A 19,237-nucleotide genomic window follows, 5' to 3' on the forward strand; every position below is an offset into this window, starting at 1 on the left:
AATACCGGGGGTTCACTTCAGCTTCGGAATTATATTTCCGAGCTGCTTCTTTTAGTTAATTTCTTTATTCTTCGTAACCGTTAGGATGGCTTTGTGTCCACGCCCAAGCGGTTTCAATTGTTTTCTTAATATCATCAAACTGAGGATCCCAACCCAATTCGGTTCGGGCCTTTTCACTTGCCGCAATCAACGTACTTGGATCGCCAGGTCGTCTTGGCGCCATTTCAGCTGGTATTTCAGTCCCAGTGACTTCTCTGGCTGCCTCAACAAGTTGCTTGTTTGAGAATCCGGTAGCGGATCCCAAATTGAAGGCATCGCTCATCCCACCATTTGCAAGGTACTTAATAGCTAATATGTGGGCCTGCGCAACGTCCATTACGTGCACATAATCTCGAACATTGGTGCCATCTTCAGTAAGATAGTCATCCCCAAAAATTTGGAGCTTCTTCCGCTCACCCTTTGCCACCTGTAAAATAATAGGTAGTAAATGCGTTTCCGGATTGTGGTCCTCACCAATACTGCCATCGGGCTTAGCACCCGCGACGTTAAAGTAGCGAAGCGCCACAAATTTAATGCCATAAGCCTCGTTTGCCCAACGAACGATTTTTTCCATGAGGAGTTTGCTTTCCCCATATGGATTGGTTGGGACTTTAGGGTCGCTTTCCTTAATCGGAATTTGACGGGGCTCGCCATAGACGGCCGCCGTTGAAGAAAAGACCAGGTTGCGAACGTTATTTTTATTCATCGATTCAAGCAACTTCACGAATCCGACCGTATTATTATCAAAATATTTAAGTGGATTTTTCATCGATTCCGGTACGATTGAAAAAGCGGCGACGTGAATGACGCCCGTAATGGATTCATTCTTAAAAACGCTATCCATAAATGCTTCATCGCGAGTGTCGCCTTCATAAAAGGTGGCCTTTTCATTCACAGCTGCCTTGTGGCCGGTTGATAAATTATCAACCACCACAACTTTTTCATTTTGTTCGATAAGCTGGTCAACCGTGTGTGATCCAATGTAACCAGCACCTCCAGTAACGAGTATTGACATTAAATAAATCCTCCTAGTGATGTTGAATCTTTAATTCTGGCCAATCTTGCTGCCAGTTTTTTTCGTTTATCCTATCTAAGTATACCTCTTTCCGCTTTCGGTCGCAGGCAAACGATGGACTAGGAATGACGAGCAAGTCAAATAGCACGGTTATCCCCAACGGTGCCACTAATTGAACTTCCTCTTTATCATCCAAATAAGCACCCACCGCAGTGCACGCTTCTGGGAAGTGGGCTAACGCATCTGGCGCTGATTTAAAAGGTGCCATATCGTCAAAATTATGGGTGTTCATGTACACCTCGTTCTTTGCTTCCCACTTAACTTCCGGTAGGCTTTCACTTAACTCTTTTTCGATTTTGCGGTTGTCATCATACGCTAACGTTTTATCATAAAAAACAACGTCCACGTCACCGGTTGATTCGACATGTCGATTGGTTATCTTGTTCCAGGCCAATCGGCGAATTGCGCCCGCTGCAATCATTCCCTGTTTTAGATGCAGCGACTGGACTGCACGCAATTCAGTCATCAGCTGCGTGTCTCCCTTTATCCAGGCCTTGAGCTTTCTTTCATAATTTTCCATCTAATTATCCCCTTAATAATTAGTTATTTGCTGTACCTCATTCTAATCCATTTTCGGAATAAAAGGTTAATCTTTAACGCCCTATTTGAAATAAATAAGTGAAGCCTCTATAATGATATTGTAATCGTTTTCACAATTTAAGGAGGCTTCATTATGGCAAGAGAATTTGCAAGTCCTGCTCACTATGTTCAAGGTAAAGGCGTTTTTAAGGATCCCAAGAAATACCTAGAACCATTGGGAAAGAGTCCGCTACTTCTTTGCGACAACGTGGTTTATAAAATCGTTGGTCAAGAGTTGAAAGAGACGCTTGAGTCCGAAAAGTTCACTGTCAAACGGGTCTCATTTGTCGGTGAAGCCTCTGATGAAGAAACTGCCAGAGTCGTTGGCATTGGCCAGGAGCACCAAAATGACTTTATCATTGGTCTTGGTGGCGGTAAAACCCTGGATTCAGCAAAGAACATCGCTGACAAATTGCAGATTCCAGTTGCTATTTTACCAACGGTCGCCTCAACGGATGCGCCCTGTTCCGCCCTTTCCGTCATGTATACACCAGATGGTAAATTTAAAAATTACGCTTTCTACTCAAAGAACCCGGACCTTGTCCTTGTTGATACCGAGGTGGTCAGTCACGCCCCCGTCCGTATGCTCATTTCCGGAATTGGTGACGCAATGGCCACTAACATCGAAGCCCAAGACGTCGCCCGCGGTTATAACAAATCAATGCTCGGTGAATCGCCAACTTTGGCATCCCTCGCAATTGCGCAAACCTGTGCGGACAATTTGTTCAAACATGGCGCTCAGGCGGTCGCTGCTGTTAGGGGTCAGGTTGTGACCTCATCGCTTGAGACCGTTGTTGAATCAAACACGTTACTCAGTGGTTTAGGATTCGAAAGTTCAGGATTAGCTGCCGCCCACGCCATTTATGATGGCTTTACCGCATTAACTGGCGAAAGTGAAAAGTTGATGCATGGTGAAAAGGTTGCGTACGGCTACCTTTGCGAATTAATGCTCGATAACGTGCCCGAAGAAGAATTCGATAAATTTGTTGATTTCAACCAGTCACTCGGCTTACCAACCACTTTGAAAGATCTTAATTTGGAAGGTGTTAGTTATGACGATCTGTTGAAGGTTGGTAAACAAGCAACGATTCCAACTGAAACCATTCATCAAATGCCGTTTGAAGTTTCTGCGGAAGATGTTGCAAACGTCATTGTTGCCGTAGATAAATACGTAACGAATAGAAAGTAACAAAAAAAGACTTCCAGTTGGAAGTCTTTTAATTTTGTGCCATTTCATATCCATCATGTTTCGGGTTGAGAAGGGTCACATCCTGATGATCCGCTTTTAATTTAGCGACCCGCTGTTCACCCCAAATTGACATTCGCACCAGTAAATCACCCAGCGTCCGACCGTAATCCGTTAATTCATAAACGACCTTTGGTGGCACCTGCTGATAAACCTTGCGAGAAATAATCTGATTTTCCTCTAGCTCACGCAATTGCTGCGTGAGCATTTTTTGTGTAATTTGTGGAATTGCGCGTCGAAGTTCGCCGGTACGCATTGGTCCATTTCCTAAATGACAGAGAATAATGGGCTTCCATTTGCCACCAATAACTTCCAAAGTTGCCTCAACGCCAATGTGGTAAGTCTTCATTTTTAAGCTTCCTTCCATAGGTACCAAAAAGTGCCTACATAACTAAATAGTGCGTACTTGTATCAAAGTTCGTTCTCTCTATAATGGGCAATTGTAGCAAATAAATTGGTTAACAACAATCCCATTCAGAAAGGTTCTCAAAAAATGACAAACATCCTTTACGATAAACGAACTTCAGTTGGTACCCTGATTGCTTTGGCCATCAGCGCCTTCGCAATTGGATCAACGGAATTTATTAGTGTCGGTCTTCTACCTCTATTAGCAAACCAGTTTTCAGTTTCACTTGAAACTGCTGGCCTGACCGTCTCCATTTACGCAATTGGCATCACAGTTGGCGCCCCTCTGATGACCCTTTTGACTGGCAGCATTCCCAGAAAGAATCTCCTCATGATTACGATGCTGCTCTTCATAACAGGAAACTTAATTGCGGCATTCGCACCCAGTTTTTTGATTGTGTTGCTTGGGCGAATCGTTGCTGCATTAGCCCATGGCATATTTATGACGATTTCATCATTGATTGCGGCAAACGTCGTTACTCCTGATAGACGGGCAAGTGCCATCGCCATCATGTTTACTGGCTTGACAGTTGCTACAGTCACTGGTGTGCCGCTTGGTACCTTCATCGGTCAATTGGCAGGCTGGCGATTATCCTTTATTTTTTTAACCATTATTGGCGCCATTGGCCTCCTTGCAAACTTACTTTTAATTCCAAATGGATTACCCAATCCCGGAAAGACCTCGATTAAGGGAATCCTGACTGTTTTCTCTAACCGTAAAATTGTCTATGCATTGCTAATGACTGCATTCGGTTATGGTGGCACTTTTGCCGTTTATACCTACATTTCGCCAATTCTCGAAAAGCTCATGGGTTACTCAACATCTGCCGTTGTCTGGCTTTTGCTGGTATACGGTGTCATGGTCGCAATTGGCAACACGGTTGGCGGTCGCATGGCAAATTCGCATCCCGAAAAGGCACTCATCAAAATGTTTGCAGGTCTAGCCGGCTCTCTGCTGTTGATTGGTTTCTTCATTAATCAATCTGTATTAGGGTTAATTGCCGTGCTACTGATGGGGCTCTTTGCCTTCATGAACGCGCCTGGACTTCAGCTCTACATTGTCACGGTAGCAGAAAAAGAAGCTCCTAGTGCCGTTACAATGGCCTCTGCCCTCAACATTTCCGCCTTCAACATTGGAATTGCCCTCGGTTCATTGCTTGGTGGTCAAGTTACCGCTCACTTCGGCTTGGCTCAAACCCCTTGGATTGGAATTGTTATGGTTATTTTGGCAATTTTGATAAATGGTAGGTTGATTGGGGTGGTGAAAAGGGAAATAAACTAAAAGACCCCCCGCTGGGAGTTCTTTTTTACATAAATCTTCTACTCAACTTATCAAACACGCGATTCGGCAACACCTTTGCCAAAAAAACAGCTGGCTTTGCGCCCAATCCTGTTAAGTAGCGCGTGCGTGGTTTAGCCGATAATGCGACCCGCCCAATCTTTCGTCCAAGGGTCACCGATTTGGTGAGCAATGGGTTATGGCTATAAACGCTACCAAGTTTTTTAATCTGCTGGGCAACCGCCTCAGCGTATGGACCGTTCCCCGAAGTTTTGCGCAGGTTATCCAGCGCAATGTTACTCCAGTTTGACTCAATTGCCCCTGGTTCGATCACAACCACTTTGATGCCAAATGGTTCGACCTCCAAGCGGAGCGCGTCAGAGAATCCCTCAAGGGCGTATTTAGTTGCATGGTAGTAAGCGCCAAATGGTGTCCACATTTTGCCACCCATTGAGGCGATATTGATAATCTTACCCGACCGCTGGTATCGCATGCTTGGCAAAACCAATTTGGTAAGCCTAGCGACCCCGAGCACGTTCACGTCTAATTGATGGCGAGCTTCTTCAATTGGAACATCTTCAACCGCGCCATATGACCCATAGCCGGCATTGTTGATTAAAATATCAATCCGTCCCTGTTCTTCCAAAATTTGATCAATCGTCGATCTGGCAGAGTCATCATCGGTCACATCTAAGTGCAACACGTGAATCCCCAAATCAGCTAACTTTTGCATCTTATCGACGTGCCTTGCAGCACCATAAGCGATGGCACCTTGTGCGGCTAACTTGATTGCGGTACTTTCACCAATTCCGGAACTGGCACCTGTAACGAGAACAACTGGCTGGGACATGGTTGAAAACCTCCTTGGGTTTGCTTGATGCGTTAATTGTACTGCAAATGTCTAATTTAAACAGTTCTATTAGTTGTATAATTATTACTAGATATCCTTTGAAATATAAAATCACTGGAGGAAAAATAAACGTGAGCACTTATTCCATCTCAAAAATATACGCAACCGATAAAAAGAAGAATCGGGCCGTTGATTCCTTGCTCCATCAGGAAGGCATCAATCGCGATCAAAATTTAGATTATACATGTGGCATCTTCGACGAAACCGACAATTTGGTGGGGACCGGAAGCTGCTTTAAAAGTAGCTTGCGCTGCCTGGCAGTTGATCACAACCATCAGGGCGAGGGTCTAATGAACAAATTAGTCACCCATTTGATGAGCTTTCAATTCCAACGCGGGAACTCGCACATTTTTGTCTACACTAAGGTAAAATCGGCAAAGTTTTTTCAAGACTTAGGTTTTACTGAAATTGCTAGGGTCGCCGATAAATTAGTATTCCTGGAAAATGAATCATCCGGTTTTTCCGACTACTTAAGTCAATTAACTAAATCTGAGCAACACTATCAACGCGTCGCTGGAGTCGTTATTAATGCCAATCCGTTTTCATTAGGCCATCAATACCTCGTTAGAAAAGCCTGCGAAGAAAACGATTTGGTTCATTTATTTATCGTTAGCCAGGACAGCAGCTTGTTCCCATTCTCTGTTAGGGAAAGGCTTGTCAAAGAAGGAACCGCACAATTTGATAATATTATTTACCATGAAACCGGCTCGTACATGATTAGTAGCTCGACCTTCCCAAGTTACTTCTTAAAGGATGACGAACTTGTCATCAAGACCCAGGCTAGTTTAGACATTCAGCTATTCATTAAAATCGCGCAAACCCTCGGTATCAATAGTCGGTACGTTGGTGAAGAGCCTTTCAGTCAAGTTACTGGTATCTATAATGAAGTTATGAAAACTGATTTATCAAAGGCAAATATTGATTGCCACATCGTTCCACGGTTAGCAGTAAAAGATAACGTTGTAAGTGCCTCGAAAATTCGTCAGGCTATAAAGGACTCGGATCTTGAAGCTGTTCGGCCAATGGTTCCTCAATCTACTTTTAACTTTCTTGAAACAGACGAAGGAAAACAGATTATTGAGAGAATTCAACAGAGTCAACACGTTATTCACTATTAAAAACCATTCCAGTAAAAATATGCTGGAATGGTTTTTAAATTAGATAATGTTTTTTCTAAGTCCCATGAATATTGTCAAAATCAATAAATCCGCTGATCCACCGAGACTTAAATTTTTTGCTAGAAAAATCTGATTCAATTCTTCAAGAAATCTCATCCCTTGTGGTGTTGCACTTCCGCCCAATTTGAAATATTGAGTTGCTTGCGCTTTTACCCAGTCAATAATATCAACTGACCCAGCTCGTTTAATCAAATTGGTATCAATAGAATGACCTACTATACTCATTAACACATCCAGTAAACTTTCATTAATTGGCGCAGTTGACCGCTCTAAAATGGGGAGTGCATACGTCATCACAACGGGGAATCCCGCTTCCGCTTCACCACGAATTCCCTTTACACCATAGTCTAAATACTCACGTTCACCAGCAGTTAACTCATCCCTTGTCTTACGATGTACGTTCTTAAAATCGTTATCGGTTAAGCCATGAAGCATCTCACGAACAATGTTCATTAGCGATTCATCAGACTCACTGGATAGACGATAGGCCTCTGCCGTCGTCAGGATTCCTAATGAGAACACCGCGCCTTTATGCGTATTTACGCCATGCGTCGCTTGAAACATGACCTTTTCAGCTTCTACCCCAATCGGGCGGATATTTTTAAATAAAGCTTTCAAATCAGAACCAGTAAATACTTGTCCTTCTTTCACACATGCAGCAAAGTAATTTCGTAGACTAACGGAACTATCAATAAACGTAAAAACTGTCATATCAGGATGGGGCCCCGGAGAAATTGGATCCACCAATCCTGGTTTAGGGTGGACACTCACTTCATATAATAATGAGCGTAAGGCATCGGAAACGATTTGATTATATGAAGTTTCCACGGCTTTCGACTCTTTCATTTATGCTAATCCTCACTTGTTTTCTAATTCTAAATAATAAAGCTGACTAATTTTATCTTGCAATTCTGCAACAGAATGCCGGCGAGATCTTGCACAATCCTTCGCAGGCCGACTACAAATGAAACACTTACGAACGGGTAAGTTTAAACTTACTCGAGACAGTGCGGCTTGTTGATCATTTCCTAAGACGTCAATGTCAAATAGACGACCAAGCGGATCCTCATCTTCAAAGTGAATTGCCTCTAGTTTGGTCTTTTTAATGTCATTTTCAACAAGTAAAAAGGCTTCACTCCCTGAGGGCTTGGCCGTTTGCTTTAGTAAACTAAAACGAAAGTCATTGATTTCCAACTCATTTAAAAATTTCTTCAGTCCCGTCGAAAATAGTTGATCAATCTTTTGATTATTTTTAATTGGCCCTGGAATATTTAATTTAATTGCTAATAGGGTTTTATGTGGATTCTCAGCTACAATTTTATTCTGATAGGCTACCCGTTCATCACGACTAGCTAACATTTCTTCAATACTTTGCGCATCACCATCGTTAAAAATTGATTCCATGGTCTTGGACCACCTTTCTCTAAAAAAGGAGCATCGTTTTTAAACGATGCTCCTTCATTATAACTCATCCTAATCTTTGACTTCGCGAATCGCGTCAATCAATGAACCATCACGATATTCAATTAGTGCAACTGTTCTATCAGTGAATTCCAAAGGCTTTGGCTTACCAACTTTGGCTTCAGCCATCTTTTGAAGATCTTCAATATGATAAACAGGAACACCAGGAAGTGAACTTAAAGCCTTTACTAAATCTTGGCGTTTAGGGTTAATTGCGATTCCATATTCAGTCACTAAAACATCAACTGAATCTCCGGGTGTAACAACTGTGGTTACATCGGGAACAATCGTCGCAATTCGACCACGAACTAACGGTGCTGAAATAATCGTTAACTTACCCGTAGCAGCGTCTTGATGTCCACCAATTGCACCACGGATAACACCATCTGAACCGGACATGACGTTGACGTTAAACTTCGTATCAATTTCAAGTGCACTTAAGATTACAACGTCCAATTGATCAACCATAGCACCCTTATTATCAGGATCAGCATACCAAGAAGCATCGATTTCTTGTTGCTTAGGGTTTGTGTGCATTGATTCAGCGGCACCCTTATCGAAGTCTTGAACGTCCATAATACGGTCAATAAGACCCTCTTTTAGCAAATCAGTGGTTGGCTTTGTAATCCCACCTAATGCAAATGATGCTTTAATTTTATTATCAATCATTGCCTGACGTAAGTATCGAGTTACAGCCAATGCGGCACCACCGGAACCAGTTTGGAATGAGAATCCATCCTTGAAGTATGGTGAATTAACAATGACATCGTTAACTGTGGATGCAATCTTAAGTTCCTTAGGATCCTTGGTGAAACGCGTTGCACCAGAACCAATTTTGTCGGGATCCCCAACTTTATCAACCTTCACAACGTAATCAACTTGCGTTTGCTTGATTGAGGCAGGTGTATTTGGATATGATTTAATATTGTCGGTCAATAGAACAACTTTGTCGGCATATTGTGCATCCATTAAGGCATAACCAAGTGATCCAAATACGGCGTCACCTTCCATACCATTAGCATTACCCAACTTGTCGGCATTTGGAACGCCTAAGAAAGCAACATCAATCTTGATATCACCGTGTTCAATTGCCCGAGCTCGATTACCATGAGAACGGAAAATAACTGGTTTTTTCAATCCACCATGAGAAACGAAATCACCTAGTGACCCACGCATCCCTGAGCTAGTGATGTTTGTGATTGTACCGGCCTTAATTGCTTCAATAACCATATCATTCATGACACCAGTCAAAGATGATGGGGCAAGAGTTAAGTCTTTAATACCTAAATCGATAACTTCTCTCATAACTTCGTTAAAGACGAAGTCACCATTTCTAAAGTGGTGATGAAATGAGATTGTCATGCCATCTTTAACCGTTTCTTTTACAACATCTTTGATTGAGTCAACGACTTTATTATCACCAGTTGATACGTGTACTTTTGGCGCAACGCGTTGAATTTCAGGATTTCCGATTTCGGTTGTCTTGAAGCCCTCGTAATCATACTTCTTCATTAAATCATCAGGTATCTCTCGATTTACACTATTTTTCAATGTAGTTTCCCTCCTCATCAAGTAAGTTTGATGCTTTAGCAAGCATCATAACTCGTTGGGCACGAAGAACAACTGGACGGTCAACCATTTGACCGTTCATTGAAATAACACCTGAACCCTTAACTTTGGCTTCTTCAATGGCATTGATAACGTTCTTGGCATTTTCAATTTCTTTTTCAGTTGGTTGATAAACATCATTAACCATCGCAATTTGGCGTGGGTTAACGAGTGACTTACCGTCAAATCCAAGTTGATGGATATAACGCGTCTCACGGTAGAAGCCATCAGTATCATCCATATTTGTAAATACAGTATCAAAGGCAGCAATTCCAGCAGCACGAGCTGCATGTAAGACCATGTTTCGGGAAAATTCAAGCTCTGCACCATCTGGATAACGGTGAGTCTTCATATCAGTTGTATAATCTTCGGCTGATAAAGCAACCCCAATCATGCGGTTAGAAGCAGCCGCAATTTCAGCAACGTTTAAAACACCCTTTGCACTTTCGATAGCTGCCATAACGTGCGTTGAGCCAACTTCTCGTCCAACCTGCTTTTCAGCTGCTTCAACATCTTTGACCAAAGTTTTGATCATGTCAGCCGATTCAACCTTTGGCAAACGGATAACGTCTATTCCCGCCTTAACCATTGCAATAACATCGTTGTGATAGTACTCAGTATCTTGGCCATTAACCCGAACGACTAATTCAGCATCCCCATAGTCCTGGGTCTTTAATGATTCATAGACCAAAACTCTAGCAGCATCCTTTTCCGTCATTGAAACGGCATCTTCAAGATCAAACATAATTGAATCTGCTCCGTAAATTCCAGCATCTTTAACCATAGCTGGATTATTACCAGGAACAAACATCATCGTACGGCGTAACCGTTCTTCAGTTTCTGCCATTTTACAATACCTCCCAAGCTGGTTGATCAACTGTATCAGTGGCGCGTTGTGCTGCTGCAAGTGTTCTTGCTTTTACGACACAATCAAGCGCTCCCTTATCAACCGCCTTAATCTTTGCATCAGTTAGGCCAAATTGATTCAGTGTTTCCGTAATCACTTTTTCAATTTGATCACCAAATTGTTTCTTTACATCTGAATCCAATTCAATTTCAACACCATTTGAACCCTTAGAAATTGTAATTTGAATATCTGAAGATTCTAGTGTTCCTGCGATTGCTGTACTTTTTATGTCCATCAATACTCATTCCTTCCTTGTATCTTTTGCATAGTTTATTAAGGCATTGCTTACGCCGCCGACCACTCGTTCATCAAAAACGCTCGGAATAATCTCTTCCGCACCAGGATGGCGCAAAATATCTGCTAATGCTTCAGCGACAATCTTTTGCAAATTGAAATCAACTTGCTTCAAGCCACTAGCCAATAATCCTTTAAACAAACCTGGAAATGCTAAAATATTATTCACTTGATTAGGGTATTCGCTGGAACCCGTTGCAACAATCTTTGCGCCGGCATCCCTACCAACTTGTGGGTCAATTTCTGGCACTGGATTAGCCAATGCAAAAATGATAGGATCATCATTCATTTGCTGAACGTCTTCTTTAGTCAATACGTTGGCATCAGAAAGACCGATAAAGACATCCTGGCCTCCGATAACGTCACTTAACTGCTGACCTTTTAATTCATCCGGAGTTCCAAATGTTCGTGCGGCATCTGTTTGATACTTGTTATATTGGTCATCCTTGCTTGTCACAACCCCGTGAATATCGACTAAGGTAATGCGTTGATACCCAACTGCCCAAAGTAGGTTTGCAGTTGCTAGGCCAGAAGCCCCAACGCCATTTACAACAATTTTCACGTCTTCTGGTTTTTTGTTAACAACCTTTAAGGCGTTAATGAGACCGGCTAGAACTACGATAGCAGTCCCTTCTTGATCATCATGATAAACTGGAATATCCAGTTCTTTTTTGAGCTTTTCTTCAATTTCAAAACATTTAGGAGCTGCAATATCTTCCAAATGAATTCCAGCAAACGATAGTGACACATTCTTAATCGTTTCAACTATCTCATCAGCTGATTTTTGCTCAACTGCGATTGGAATTGCATTGATATTTGCCAAATCCTTGTATAGCAATGCTTTACCTTCGACAACAGGTAGACCAGCAGCTGGTCCAATATTACCAAGTCCCAAAACAGCTGATCCATCTGTAATTAATGCAACCAGTTTTCCGCTCATTGTGTACTTACTCTTTAACTCTGGATGTTGATAAATTAATTTTGAAATAATAGAAACACCGGGAGTATACGCCTTCCCTAAATCTTCTTTGGAATGCACGCCAAGGTCTGACTTTATGTCTAAGACACCCGTATACTTTTCATGCAGTCGTAAAATATCATCAGCTTCTGTCATCACAACATCCCTTTCAATTTAATGTATTTGCTCATTTATATTCAATCTTCTCAACGTCTTAAGTGTACAACTATTTTTAATATTTTTCAAATTTTCATTTATTTTTTTATAATTTTAAAAAATCTTTTTAGTTATTCCAACTCGATTCACATTTGGTGTATGATTGAGGTAACTAATATTTATTTATCGGAGGTGTCACAATGGCCACAGCTAAGGATCGTGAACAATTAGCTAACGTTGCGCGAGATTACTACTTATCGAAGCTCACAATTGCAGAAATTTCAAAGAAATATAATTTAAGCCGCTATTTAATTACCAAGGCATTAGATGATGCCCTTGAAAGTGGTCTTGTAAAAATTAACATCAATGCCCCCATTGATCGAAATCTTGAACTAGAAGCCAAATTCAAAAAAATGTTTAATCTCCAAAATGCCTTTATTATTAAGGATTCAGACACATCGGATGAAGATAACGAGAACATCGTCGAATTTGCAGCCGAAACAATTGAAGAAAAGATTAATCAAAACCGAATTATCGGTGTTTCATGGGGTGGAACGGTTTTAAGCACCATCAATCATATTCAGCCCAAAGTAAAAGATGACCTCATATTCACTCAATTTATGGGTGACAACCTGAAATATGATTCTGCGTCTGGATCAACACCCCTTGTTCAAAAAGCGGCCGCTAAATTTGGTGCAAAGTACTTAACGGTTCCCGGACCGCTCTACATTTTAAACGATGATGTGCGGAAATCTCTCGCAACTGAGCCCGCTCTTATTCCCGCCTTTAATATGATGTCAAAAATGGATTTAATTTTCAGTGGTATTGGCACAATGGCATCCATTGATTCAATTGCGACATGGCGCCAACATAAGCAAGAAATTTTCAAAGGAATTGATTTAAGTCAGGTTGCTGGAATGCTCTATGGCCGCCCATTTGATATTGATGGAAATTTATTGACATCGGGTAATGATAAATTCTTCGGTGCCTCAATTGATACAATCTTGGCAGTTCCTTCTAGAATCGGAATCGTAAAGAGCCGCTTCAAGGGTCGCGCACTTTAGGTGCCTTACGTGGTGGACTACTCACGGACTTCGTTACAAATGAAGCAGTTGCCAACCGAGTCTTGGTAGAAATGAATGCATAAAAATAATCCTTCCGAGTGGTAAGCACACCGGAAGGATTATTTTTTAACTATTTTCATTTAAAAATTTTAAAAGCCGTTGGTTAAATTCATTCGGTTGCTCAACCATGACCAGATGCCCACAGTTTCCAATAACCGTTGACTCGCCTTTCTTTGCAATGCTTGCAGTCACTTCAGCAAATTTTGCATCAAAGTAAGGTGAGTTTTCACCAGCCATGACTAAAAATGGCACATCAAGTGATTGGACGACATCACGCCAATCTTGCGCCGTATGATCCACGCGTAATGGAAAATTGAGTTCGCGGTCATAAGGGTGGGCTTCCCTCGCCTTGTTTACTAGCTCATACGTTTCATCATCTACTGGATTGACGTTTGCTTTATCGAGTGGCAACTTTAACGCCTGGGGGTAATCAGCCCAGCCAAGTCCCTTAAAGCCAAATTTCCAGGTGTCATCGCTGATCATCTTGGGACTTTGATCAATATCAATTAATGCAGCAAGCTTTGCGGTTCCCACTAGCGAAACGTAGGAAAATAACGTTGCGGCACCCATTGAATTTCCCACACCAACAAACTGTTTAATTTGTAAATGACTCATCAGTTCATTTAGATCCATTCCGTGTCGGCTAATTCTACGACCATGAATCGTATGCTCAGAACTTCCTTGATTTCGTTCATCCAAACAAATAACGCGATATCCATTTTGCAGAAGGAACCTTTTAGTTAAATTCCAAATTTCCTTATAACTGCCAAGTCCCGATAAAAGCACAATTGGTTGTCCTGTTCCTTCATCAGTGTAGTCTAATCTGACATTGTCGCTTGTCACAAACTTCATGCTTATTCTCCAATTCTTATTATTGATTCTAAAAAAGCAGTCCGCATAATCCGGACTGCTTTCTATTTTACCAGAGACCTATAATCTTCATCCAAAGTGATCCAAATCCGATCCAAATAATCAGATAAACAATCCCTAAAATAAAGTTCATCTTCCACCAGTCTTTTTGGTCAATAAATCCTGAACCAAACATTGCTGAGGCTGAACCACTAGCGTAATGAGTGGTTGAACTAAATAGTGAAGCCGTGTAGCCAAGCATTAGTGCTGACATTGTAGCTGGCGCACCAGCTGCAATCGCAACACCCAGCAAAGCACCATACATAGCGGAAACATGTGCAGTTCCACTAGCAAATAGGTAGTGAATGTAGAAATAGAATACACAGAGAATTGCTAAAACAAGTCCCCAACTTAAGCCGTGAAGTGAAGTCGCAATCGTATGTGATAACCAAGGAATAAAACCAAGTTTAGTTAATTCGTTAGCCATGAAAATTAAAATTGAGAACCAAACAACAACGTTCCAGGCCCCTTTTTCATTTAGGACATCATTAATCGTAATGACTCCTGTTAAAAGAAGAAGTGAAACAGCGATAAAGGCAACCAGGGTTGCTTCCATACCAATGAAGCTAGATAAAATCCAAAGAACAAGCGCAATGACGAAAATACCAGCCATCAACTTTTCAGCTAACGACATCTTTCCCATTTTGGCTAATTCATCTTCAGCCCATTGCTTTGCATTTGGCGTATCTTTAATTTCTGGTGGATACATTTTATAAATAATAAATGGCACAATCAGGAAGCTAAGAATACCAGGAACAATACTTGCTGCAAGCCAGCTGAACCACGTAATGTGAACATGGAAAGCAGTTGCTAAAGCAACGGATACAAGGTTTGGCGCCATCGCTGTTAAGAAAATAGCACTATCAATGACGTTACCATGAAAGGCCGTATAAACTAAAAACGAACCAATTTTTCGACCAGTACCATCATTTGCATGAGAGCCAAATGAATCAGCAATTGAGTCAATAATAGGAAGAACAATTCCTCCAGAACGTGCTGTATTACTTGGAGTAGCTGGTGAAAGAACTAAATCGACACCCATTAGTGCATAGGCCAAGCCAAGCGTCCTCTTACCAAACAATTTAACGAATGTAAGTCCAATTCTTTTACCAAAACCAGTTTTGATAAAACCACGAGATAGAATGTAAGCCATCGCGATCATCCAAACCGTTCCATTACCAAATGCCAACATCGCATCATCTAATGGAACAATTCCGAATAGAATTGTTAGCGTAATTCCTATTAGTGATACTCCCGCAATGGGTAGCGGCTGAGTAATACAGCCCAAGATAGTTGCAACGAAAATTGCTAAGATATGCCAACCAGCCATTGAAACGCTAGCCGGTTTAATTGGTGATGCAAACCAGATTATTAAGCCAACAACAACGGGCAAAATAAACTTTTTGTAATCAACTTTTGAAAGTTGTGACATGATTTTCACTCCCTGATTTTTTGTTTTATTTAGTAAAGCATTTAAGCACTTGTTACTTATTTAACATGCATCTTCAAATTTTTTATTTTTTTAACTTATTTAACTGCCATTAACACTTCGTTCATCTTTTCAGCAGAATTCGTCATCTTATGTGACTCCTCTTCTGATAAAGGAACCTCAATAACTTGTTGAATTCCGTTGCCATCAATAATTGCTAAAGTACCTAAATATAAATCGTTGATTCCATATTCACCAGTTAATGGTGCGGAAATTGGAAGTGCAACATCTTCATTATTCAAAATTGCCTTACAAATCTTAGACAAACTCATTGCGACGCCGTAGAAAGTTGCGCCCTTCAATCCAATGATTTGACCGCCCTTTTTCTTGACGCTTTCTTCAATTTCGGCGAGGCTGTCTGCACTTAACGCAGAGTATTCGCTAAGTGGTTTACCTGAAACCGTTGCTTCATCGTAATTAGCAAACGAACTATCACCGTGTTCACCAAAGACATAAGCGTTAACTTCATTGACATCCACATTTAATTTGTGGGCAAGCGCTACTTGTAACCTTGCGGAGTCTAAAGAAGTACCCGTTCCAATAACCCGTTCCTTAGGAAATCCAGAAAGTCTCTGAGTGATCGTGGTTAAAATATCCACTGGGTTAGCTGAAACAACGAAGCACCCATCAAACCCGCTCTTTACAACTGGCTGAACGATTGAATCGAGAATCTTCGTATTCTTATTTACTAAGTCTAAGCGACTTTCACCTGGTTTGCGGGGAATTCCTGCAGTAATCACAACGATATCTGCATCGGCTGCATCTTCATACTCCCCAGTGTGAATCTTAGCAGGACCAGCAAAAGGTGTGACATCCTCTAAATCCAAGGCATCCCCTTCAGTATGATCTTTTTTTATATCAACAATAACGAGTTCAGTCGCGCTGACATTTTGTAGTAATGAAAACGCAAATGATGAGCCAACAGCTCCATCGCCAACTAAAACGACCTTACGATTACTTTCTGACATATAAGCACTCTCCTAACATATATACTATAAAAGCAGTTTATTTGCTTTTAATATCACATAAAGTATAACAGGTTTTTCACAAAAATGTTTAACTTTTTAAAATTTTAATCTATTTTTTGATATATTTTAAAAATATGATTGATTAATTTATAAAAAAACGTTTTCATTTATTAATTATAAATCCTAAACTCAGAATTTTTTTGATAATTTGTTCACTAGTTGCTGCGACCAAAATAAATAGCCACCTAATCAACAATTTTTAGGTGACTACTAAGTAACTAATCTATTTGCATTTCACTCATCACATTAATGAATTGATCTTCCAACTCGGTCAGTGGATAGCCTTTTCTAATGACGATTGAAATGTTGAACCGCTCAGGCACTGGGTCACTAACTGGTATCGTCACCAATCGATCATCAGTGTTAACAACATCTTTCACGATTAGACTGATTCCTAAATTGGCCTCTACTAAACTCTTTACCCAAGCGATATCCGGCGTACTATATATTGTTTCTGGGCTAATTCCAGCAAACTCACTAAATGCCTTAAAAGCGATTGGGTGGACATATTTACCATCTAGTCCAATAAATTTCTCATCCTTTAATTCAGAAAAGGCAATCTGCTTTTTCCTCGATATCGGATTATCAGGACTCGCGATAATATTGAATGGCCGACTTCCCAAATGAATCGCAGTAACGTCATCATAATTGATTGGTCGAACAGAGCCTAAAAGGGCGATATCAATATCGCCCTTTCTTAAATCAGATAGTAATTTACCAGAACCAGTTTCATTAACACTCGTTTTTTGAAGAATTCCCTCTTGCAGCAGTTTGCCCGCAATTTGGGGGAAATAAAGAGTGCCAATTATTGGCGGTAATCCAAATTTAATCTTTTCTTGTTTTGCATCCTCAATTTCAAGGTGCGCCAAATTTAAATTCTCTTGTATATGCTGGGCATTTTTATAGAGCAACCGTCCAGCTCGGGTAATGATGGTTTGCTGATGAACCCGGTCCTGTTCTACCAAACTAACACCAAATTCGCGTTCTAACCGCTGAATTGCTTGAGTTACGGAAGGTTGGGACACCGAAAAAGCCGCAGCAACCCGCGTATATTTTCGAAATTCTACTAACGCCATAAAGTACTCAAGATCTCGTGTATTCATCGGTAGCACCCATCCTAGTCAATGTAATTGCAACTATTATACCATTGACCCCTTACCACATACCGAGTAATTTCATCCAAATCGAACCTGCACCTAACCAAATAACGAGGTACACGACACCAAGAATTGCGTTCATCTTCCACCACTCACCTTGGGTAACGTAACCAGATCCAAATAGAATTGGGGCTGGCCCGTTACCATAGTGTGTCGTTGAACCAAATAGGTTACCAAAGAATGCAAGCATCAATGCAGCTAACATCGTTGGAACACCAGCTGAAATTGCGACTGCCAATAATGCGCTGTACATTGCACTAATATGGGCCGTTGCACTCGCAAACAAGTAATGACTGTAGAAGTATGCCAAAATGACAACAACTAATACAATCACCCAATTAAGCCCTTGTAGTGAGCTAGCAATTGTCTTACTCAACCAAGGGATAAACCCAAGTTCGTTCAGTTGACCAGCCATCATCACGAGAACTGAGAACCAAACTAACGTGTTCCACGCACCAGTTTCGTGCGTCACATCACTCCATGAGAGTACCCCAGTAATTAACAGTAAAGCCAATGCAATAAATGCAGTTAACGTTGCGTCCACATTAATAATTGAACCCGTAATCCACAAAAGCAATGCAATCACAAATACACCAGCCATGAATTTTTCCGATAAGCTAAGTGGTCCCATTTTTTTAAGGCCATCCTCAGCCCACTTTTTGGCATGAGGCGTTTCCTTAACTTCTGGTGGATACATTTTATAAATGATAAATGGAACAAGAATTAATGAAATTAAACCAGGGACAATTCCCGCCATGAACCATTTCATCCACGTAATATGGATACCAAGGCTTGCGGCAAGGGATTGAGCAAGGGGGTTACCAGCCATTGCTGTCATGAACATAGCGGCGGTAATGATGTCCCCCTGGAACTCAGCGAATACCAAGAACGACCCAATTTTGCGCTGCGTACCGTCCTTTGGTGATGATCCAAATGATTCGGCTAACGAATTAATGATTGGGTACATAATTCCACCAGCACGTGCCGTGTTACTTGGCGTGGCGGGCGCGAGAATTAAATCGACACCAATTAGTGAATAAGCTAGCCCCAAGGTTCGCTTACCAAATAACCGGACAAATATTAATGCAATTCTGTGTCCAAGACCCGTTTTAATGAATCCCCTAGAAATAAAGAAAGCCATGGCGATTAGCCAGATACTATTGTTACCAAAACCTGTAATAGCAGTTTCCATTGGCACTTCTTTAGTCAAAACTGTTGTTGCAAATCCAATAATAGCAACACCACCAATTGGTAGTGGTTGAGTAATACAGCCAATAATCGTTGCAACGAAGATGGCAAACATATGCCACGCTACGAGCGATACCCCGACCGGCTTGATTGGTGATAAGAACCAAATAATGAGCCCAACTAATATGGGAGCGATAAACTTTTTATACTTAACGTTCTCTAAGGCCATAGTTTTCTCCTCTAGAAT

At 41.2% G+C, this 19,237-nt stretch carries 18 protein-coding genes and 1 pseudogene; 4 read left to right on the plus strand and 15 right to left on the minus strand.

Translation table 11 applies throughout. The features are described 5' to 3' along the window. Positions 1–64 precede the first annotated feature (64 nt). Together galE and FD44_RS05765 are read right to left on the minus strand one after the other, a co-directional pair. Positions 65–1,054, minus strand: a complete 990-nt coding sequence (gene galE / locus FD44_RS05760; RefSeq protein WP_010619244.1) for a UDP-glucose 4-epimerase GalE — start codon at positions 1,052–1,054, stop codon at positions 65–67. 13 nt (positions 1,055–1,067) lie between these two features. After that, complete coding sequence (locus tag FD44_RS05765; protein WP_010619243.1) at positions 1,068–1,634, minus strand: nucleotidyltransferase family protein; 567 nt, start codon at positions 1,632–1,634, stop codon at positions 1,068–1,070. Positions 1,635–1,787: 153 nt separating this feature from the next. On the opposite strand from FD44_RS05765, the gene FD44_RS05770 reads away from it, so the two are divergent. Continuing rightward, positions 1,788–2,882 (plus strand): glycerol dehydrogenase, encoded by a 1,095-nt coding sequence (locus FD44_RS05770; RefSeq protein WP_010619242.1) that lies wholly within the window; start codon positions 1,788–1,790, stop codon positions 2,880–2,882. A gap of 28 nt (positions 2,883–2,910) precedes the next feature. On the opposite strand, the gene FD44_RS05775 is transcribed toward FD44_RS05770, so the two are convergent. Beyond that, complete coding sequence (locus FD44_RS05775; RefSeq protein WP_010619241.1) at positions 2,911–3,288, minus strand: winged helix-turn-helix transcriptional regulator; 378 nt, start codon at positions 3,286–3,288, stop codon at positions 2,911–2,913. A gap of 144 nt (positions 3,289–3,432) precedes the next feature. On the opposite strand from FD44_RS05775, the gene FD44_RS05780 reads away from it, so the two are divergent. Beyond that, a complete protein-coding gene (locus FD44_RS05780; protein WP_050899307.1) occupies positions 3,433–4,626 on the plus strand; it encodes an MFS transporter in 1,194 nt (397 codons plus the stop codon). 25 nt (positions 4,627–4,651) lie between these two features. Here FD44_RS05780 and FD44_RS05785 read toward each other — a convergent pair whose 3' ends face one another. Then, on the minus strand, positions 4,652–5,473 hold the full coding sequence (locus FD44_RS05785; protein ID WP_010619239.1) for an oxidoreductase: 822 nt from the start codon (positions 5,471–5,473) through the stop codon (positions 4,652–4,654). A 131-nt stretch (positions 5,474–5,604) separates the two neighbouring features. Here FD44_RS05785 and citC point away from each other — a divergent pair, with 131 nt between their 5' ends. Continuing rightward, on the plus strand, positions 5,605–6,651 hold the full coding sequence (gene citC, locus FD44_RS05790; protein WP_010619238.1) for a [citrate (pro-3S)-lyase] ligase: 1,047 nt from the start codon (positions 5,605–5,607) through the stop codon (positions 6,649–6,651). A gap of 39 nt (positions 6,652–6,690) precedes the next feature. On the opposite strand, the gene citG is transcribed toward citC, so the two are convergent. From citG to FD44_RS05820, 6 genes are all read right to left on the minus strand, one after another. Beyond that, positions 6,691–7,557 carry a triphosphoribosyl-dephospho-CoA synthase CitG gene (citG, locus tag FD44_RS05795; protein WP_010619237.1) on the minus strand — a complete coding sequence of 289 codons (867 nt, stop codon included), beginning with the start codon at positions 7,555–7,557 and terminating at the stop codon, positions 6,691–6,693. Between the two features lie 12 nt (positions 7,558–7,569). Continuing rightward, the gene (gene citX / locus FD44_RS05800; RefSeq protein WP_010619236.1) at positions 7,570–8,115 is read right to left on the minus strand and encodes a citrate lyase holo-[acyl-carrier protein] synthase; all 546 of its coding nucleotides are present in this window, start codon (positions 8,113–8,115) and stop codon (positions 7,570–7,572) included. A gap of 69 nt (positions 8,116–8,184) precedes the next feature. Further along, positions 8,185–9,723, minus strand: coding sequence for a citrate lyase subunit alpha (gene citF / locus FD44_RS05805; protein ID WP_010619235.1), 1,539 nt, complete (start codon positions 9,721–9,723; stop codon positions 8,185–8,187). After that, the gene (citE, locus tag FD44_RS05810) at positions 9,713–10,627 is read right to left on the minus strand and encodes a citrate (pro-3S)-lyase subunit beta (protein ID WP_010619234.1); all 915 of its coding nucleotides are present in this window, start codon (positions 10,625–10,627) and stop codon (positions 9,713–9,715) included. Before citE ends, citF begins: the two co-directional genes overlap by 11 nt. Position 10,628: 1 nt before the next feature. Then, complete coding sequence (gene citD / locus FD44_RS05815; protein ID WP_010619233.1) at positions 10,629–10,922, minus strand: citrate lyase acyl carrier protein; 294 nt, start codon at positions 10,920–10,922, stop codon at positions 10,629–10,631. A 6-nt stretch (positions 10,923–10,928) separates the two neighbouring features. Next, complete coding sequence (locus FD44_RS05820; protein ID WP_010619232.1) at positions 10,929–12,095, minus strand: NAD(P)-dependent malic enzyme; 1,167 nt, start codon at positions 12,093–12,095, stop codon at positions 10,929–10,931. Between the two features lie 200 nt (positions 12,096–12,295). Here FD44_RS05820 and FD44_RS05825 point away from each other — a divergent pair. After that, positions 12,296–13,242: pseudogene (locus tag FD44_RS05825) on the plus strand (sugar-binding transcriptional regulator). A 43-nt stretch (positions 13,243–13,285) separates the two neighbouring features. Here the strand turns inward: FD44_RS05825 and FD44_RS05830 are convergent. The 5 genes from FD44_RS05830 to FD44_RS05850 form a co-directional block, all read right to left on the minus strand. Continuing rightward, complete coding sequence (locus FD44_RS05830) at positions 13,286–14,071, minus strand: alpha/beta fold hydrolase (protein WP_010619230.1); 786 nt, start codon at positions 14,069–14,071, stop codon at positions 13,286–13,288. A 67-nt stretch (positions 14,072–14,138) separates the two neighbouring features. Next, positions 14,139–15,560, minus strand: a complete 1,422-nt coding sequence (locus FD44_RS05835) for an anion permease (protein ID WP_010619229.1) — start codon at positions 15,558–15,560, stop codon at positions 14,139–14,141. 95 nt (positions 15,561–15,655) lie between these two features. After that, entirely contained in the window at positions 15,656–16,585 is a 930-nt protein-coding gene (locus FD44_RS05840) for an L-lactate dehydrogenase (RefSeq protein ID WP_010619228.1), read from the minus strand. A 278-nt stretch (positions 16,586–16,863) separates the two neighbouring features. Beyond that, a complete protein-coding gene (locus FD44_RS05845; protein ID WP_010619227.1) occupies positions 16,864–17,748 on the minus strand; it encodes a LysR family transcriptional regulator in 885 nt (294 codons plus the stop codon). Positions 17,749–17,800: 52 nt separating this feature from the next. After that, positions 17,801–19,219 (minus strand): anion permease, encoded by a 1,419-nt coding sequence (locus FD44_RS05850; RefSeq protein WP_010619226.1) that lies wholly within the window; start codon positions 19,217–19,219, stop codon positions 17,801–17,803. Positions 19,220–19,237: the final 18 nt, after the last annotated feature.

This window comes from Secundilactobacillus malefermentans DSM 5705 = KCTC 3548, from assembly GCF_001436395.1.
GTDB classification, from domain to species: Bacteria; Bacillota; Bacilli; order Lactobacillales; family Lactobacillaceae; genus Secundilactobacillus; species Secundilactobacillus malefermentans.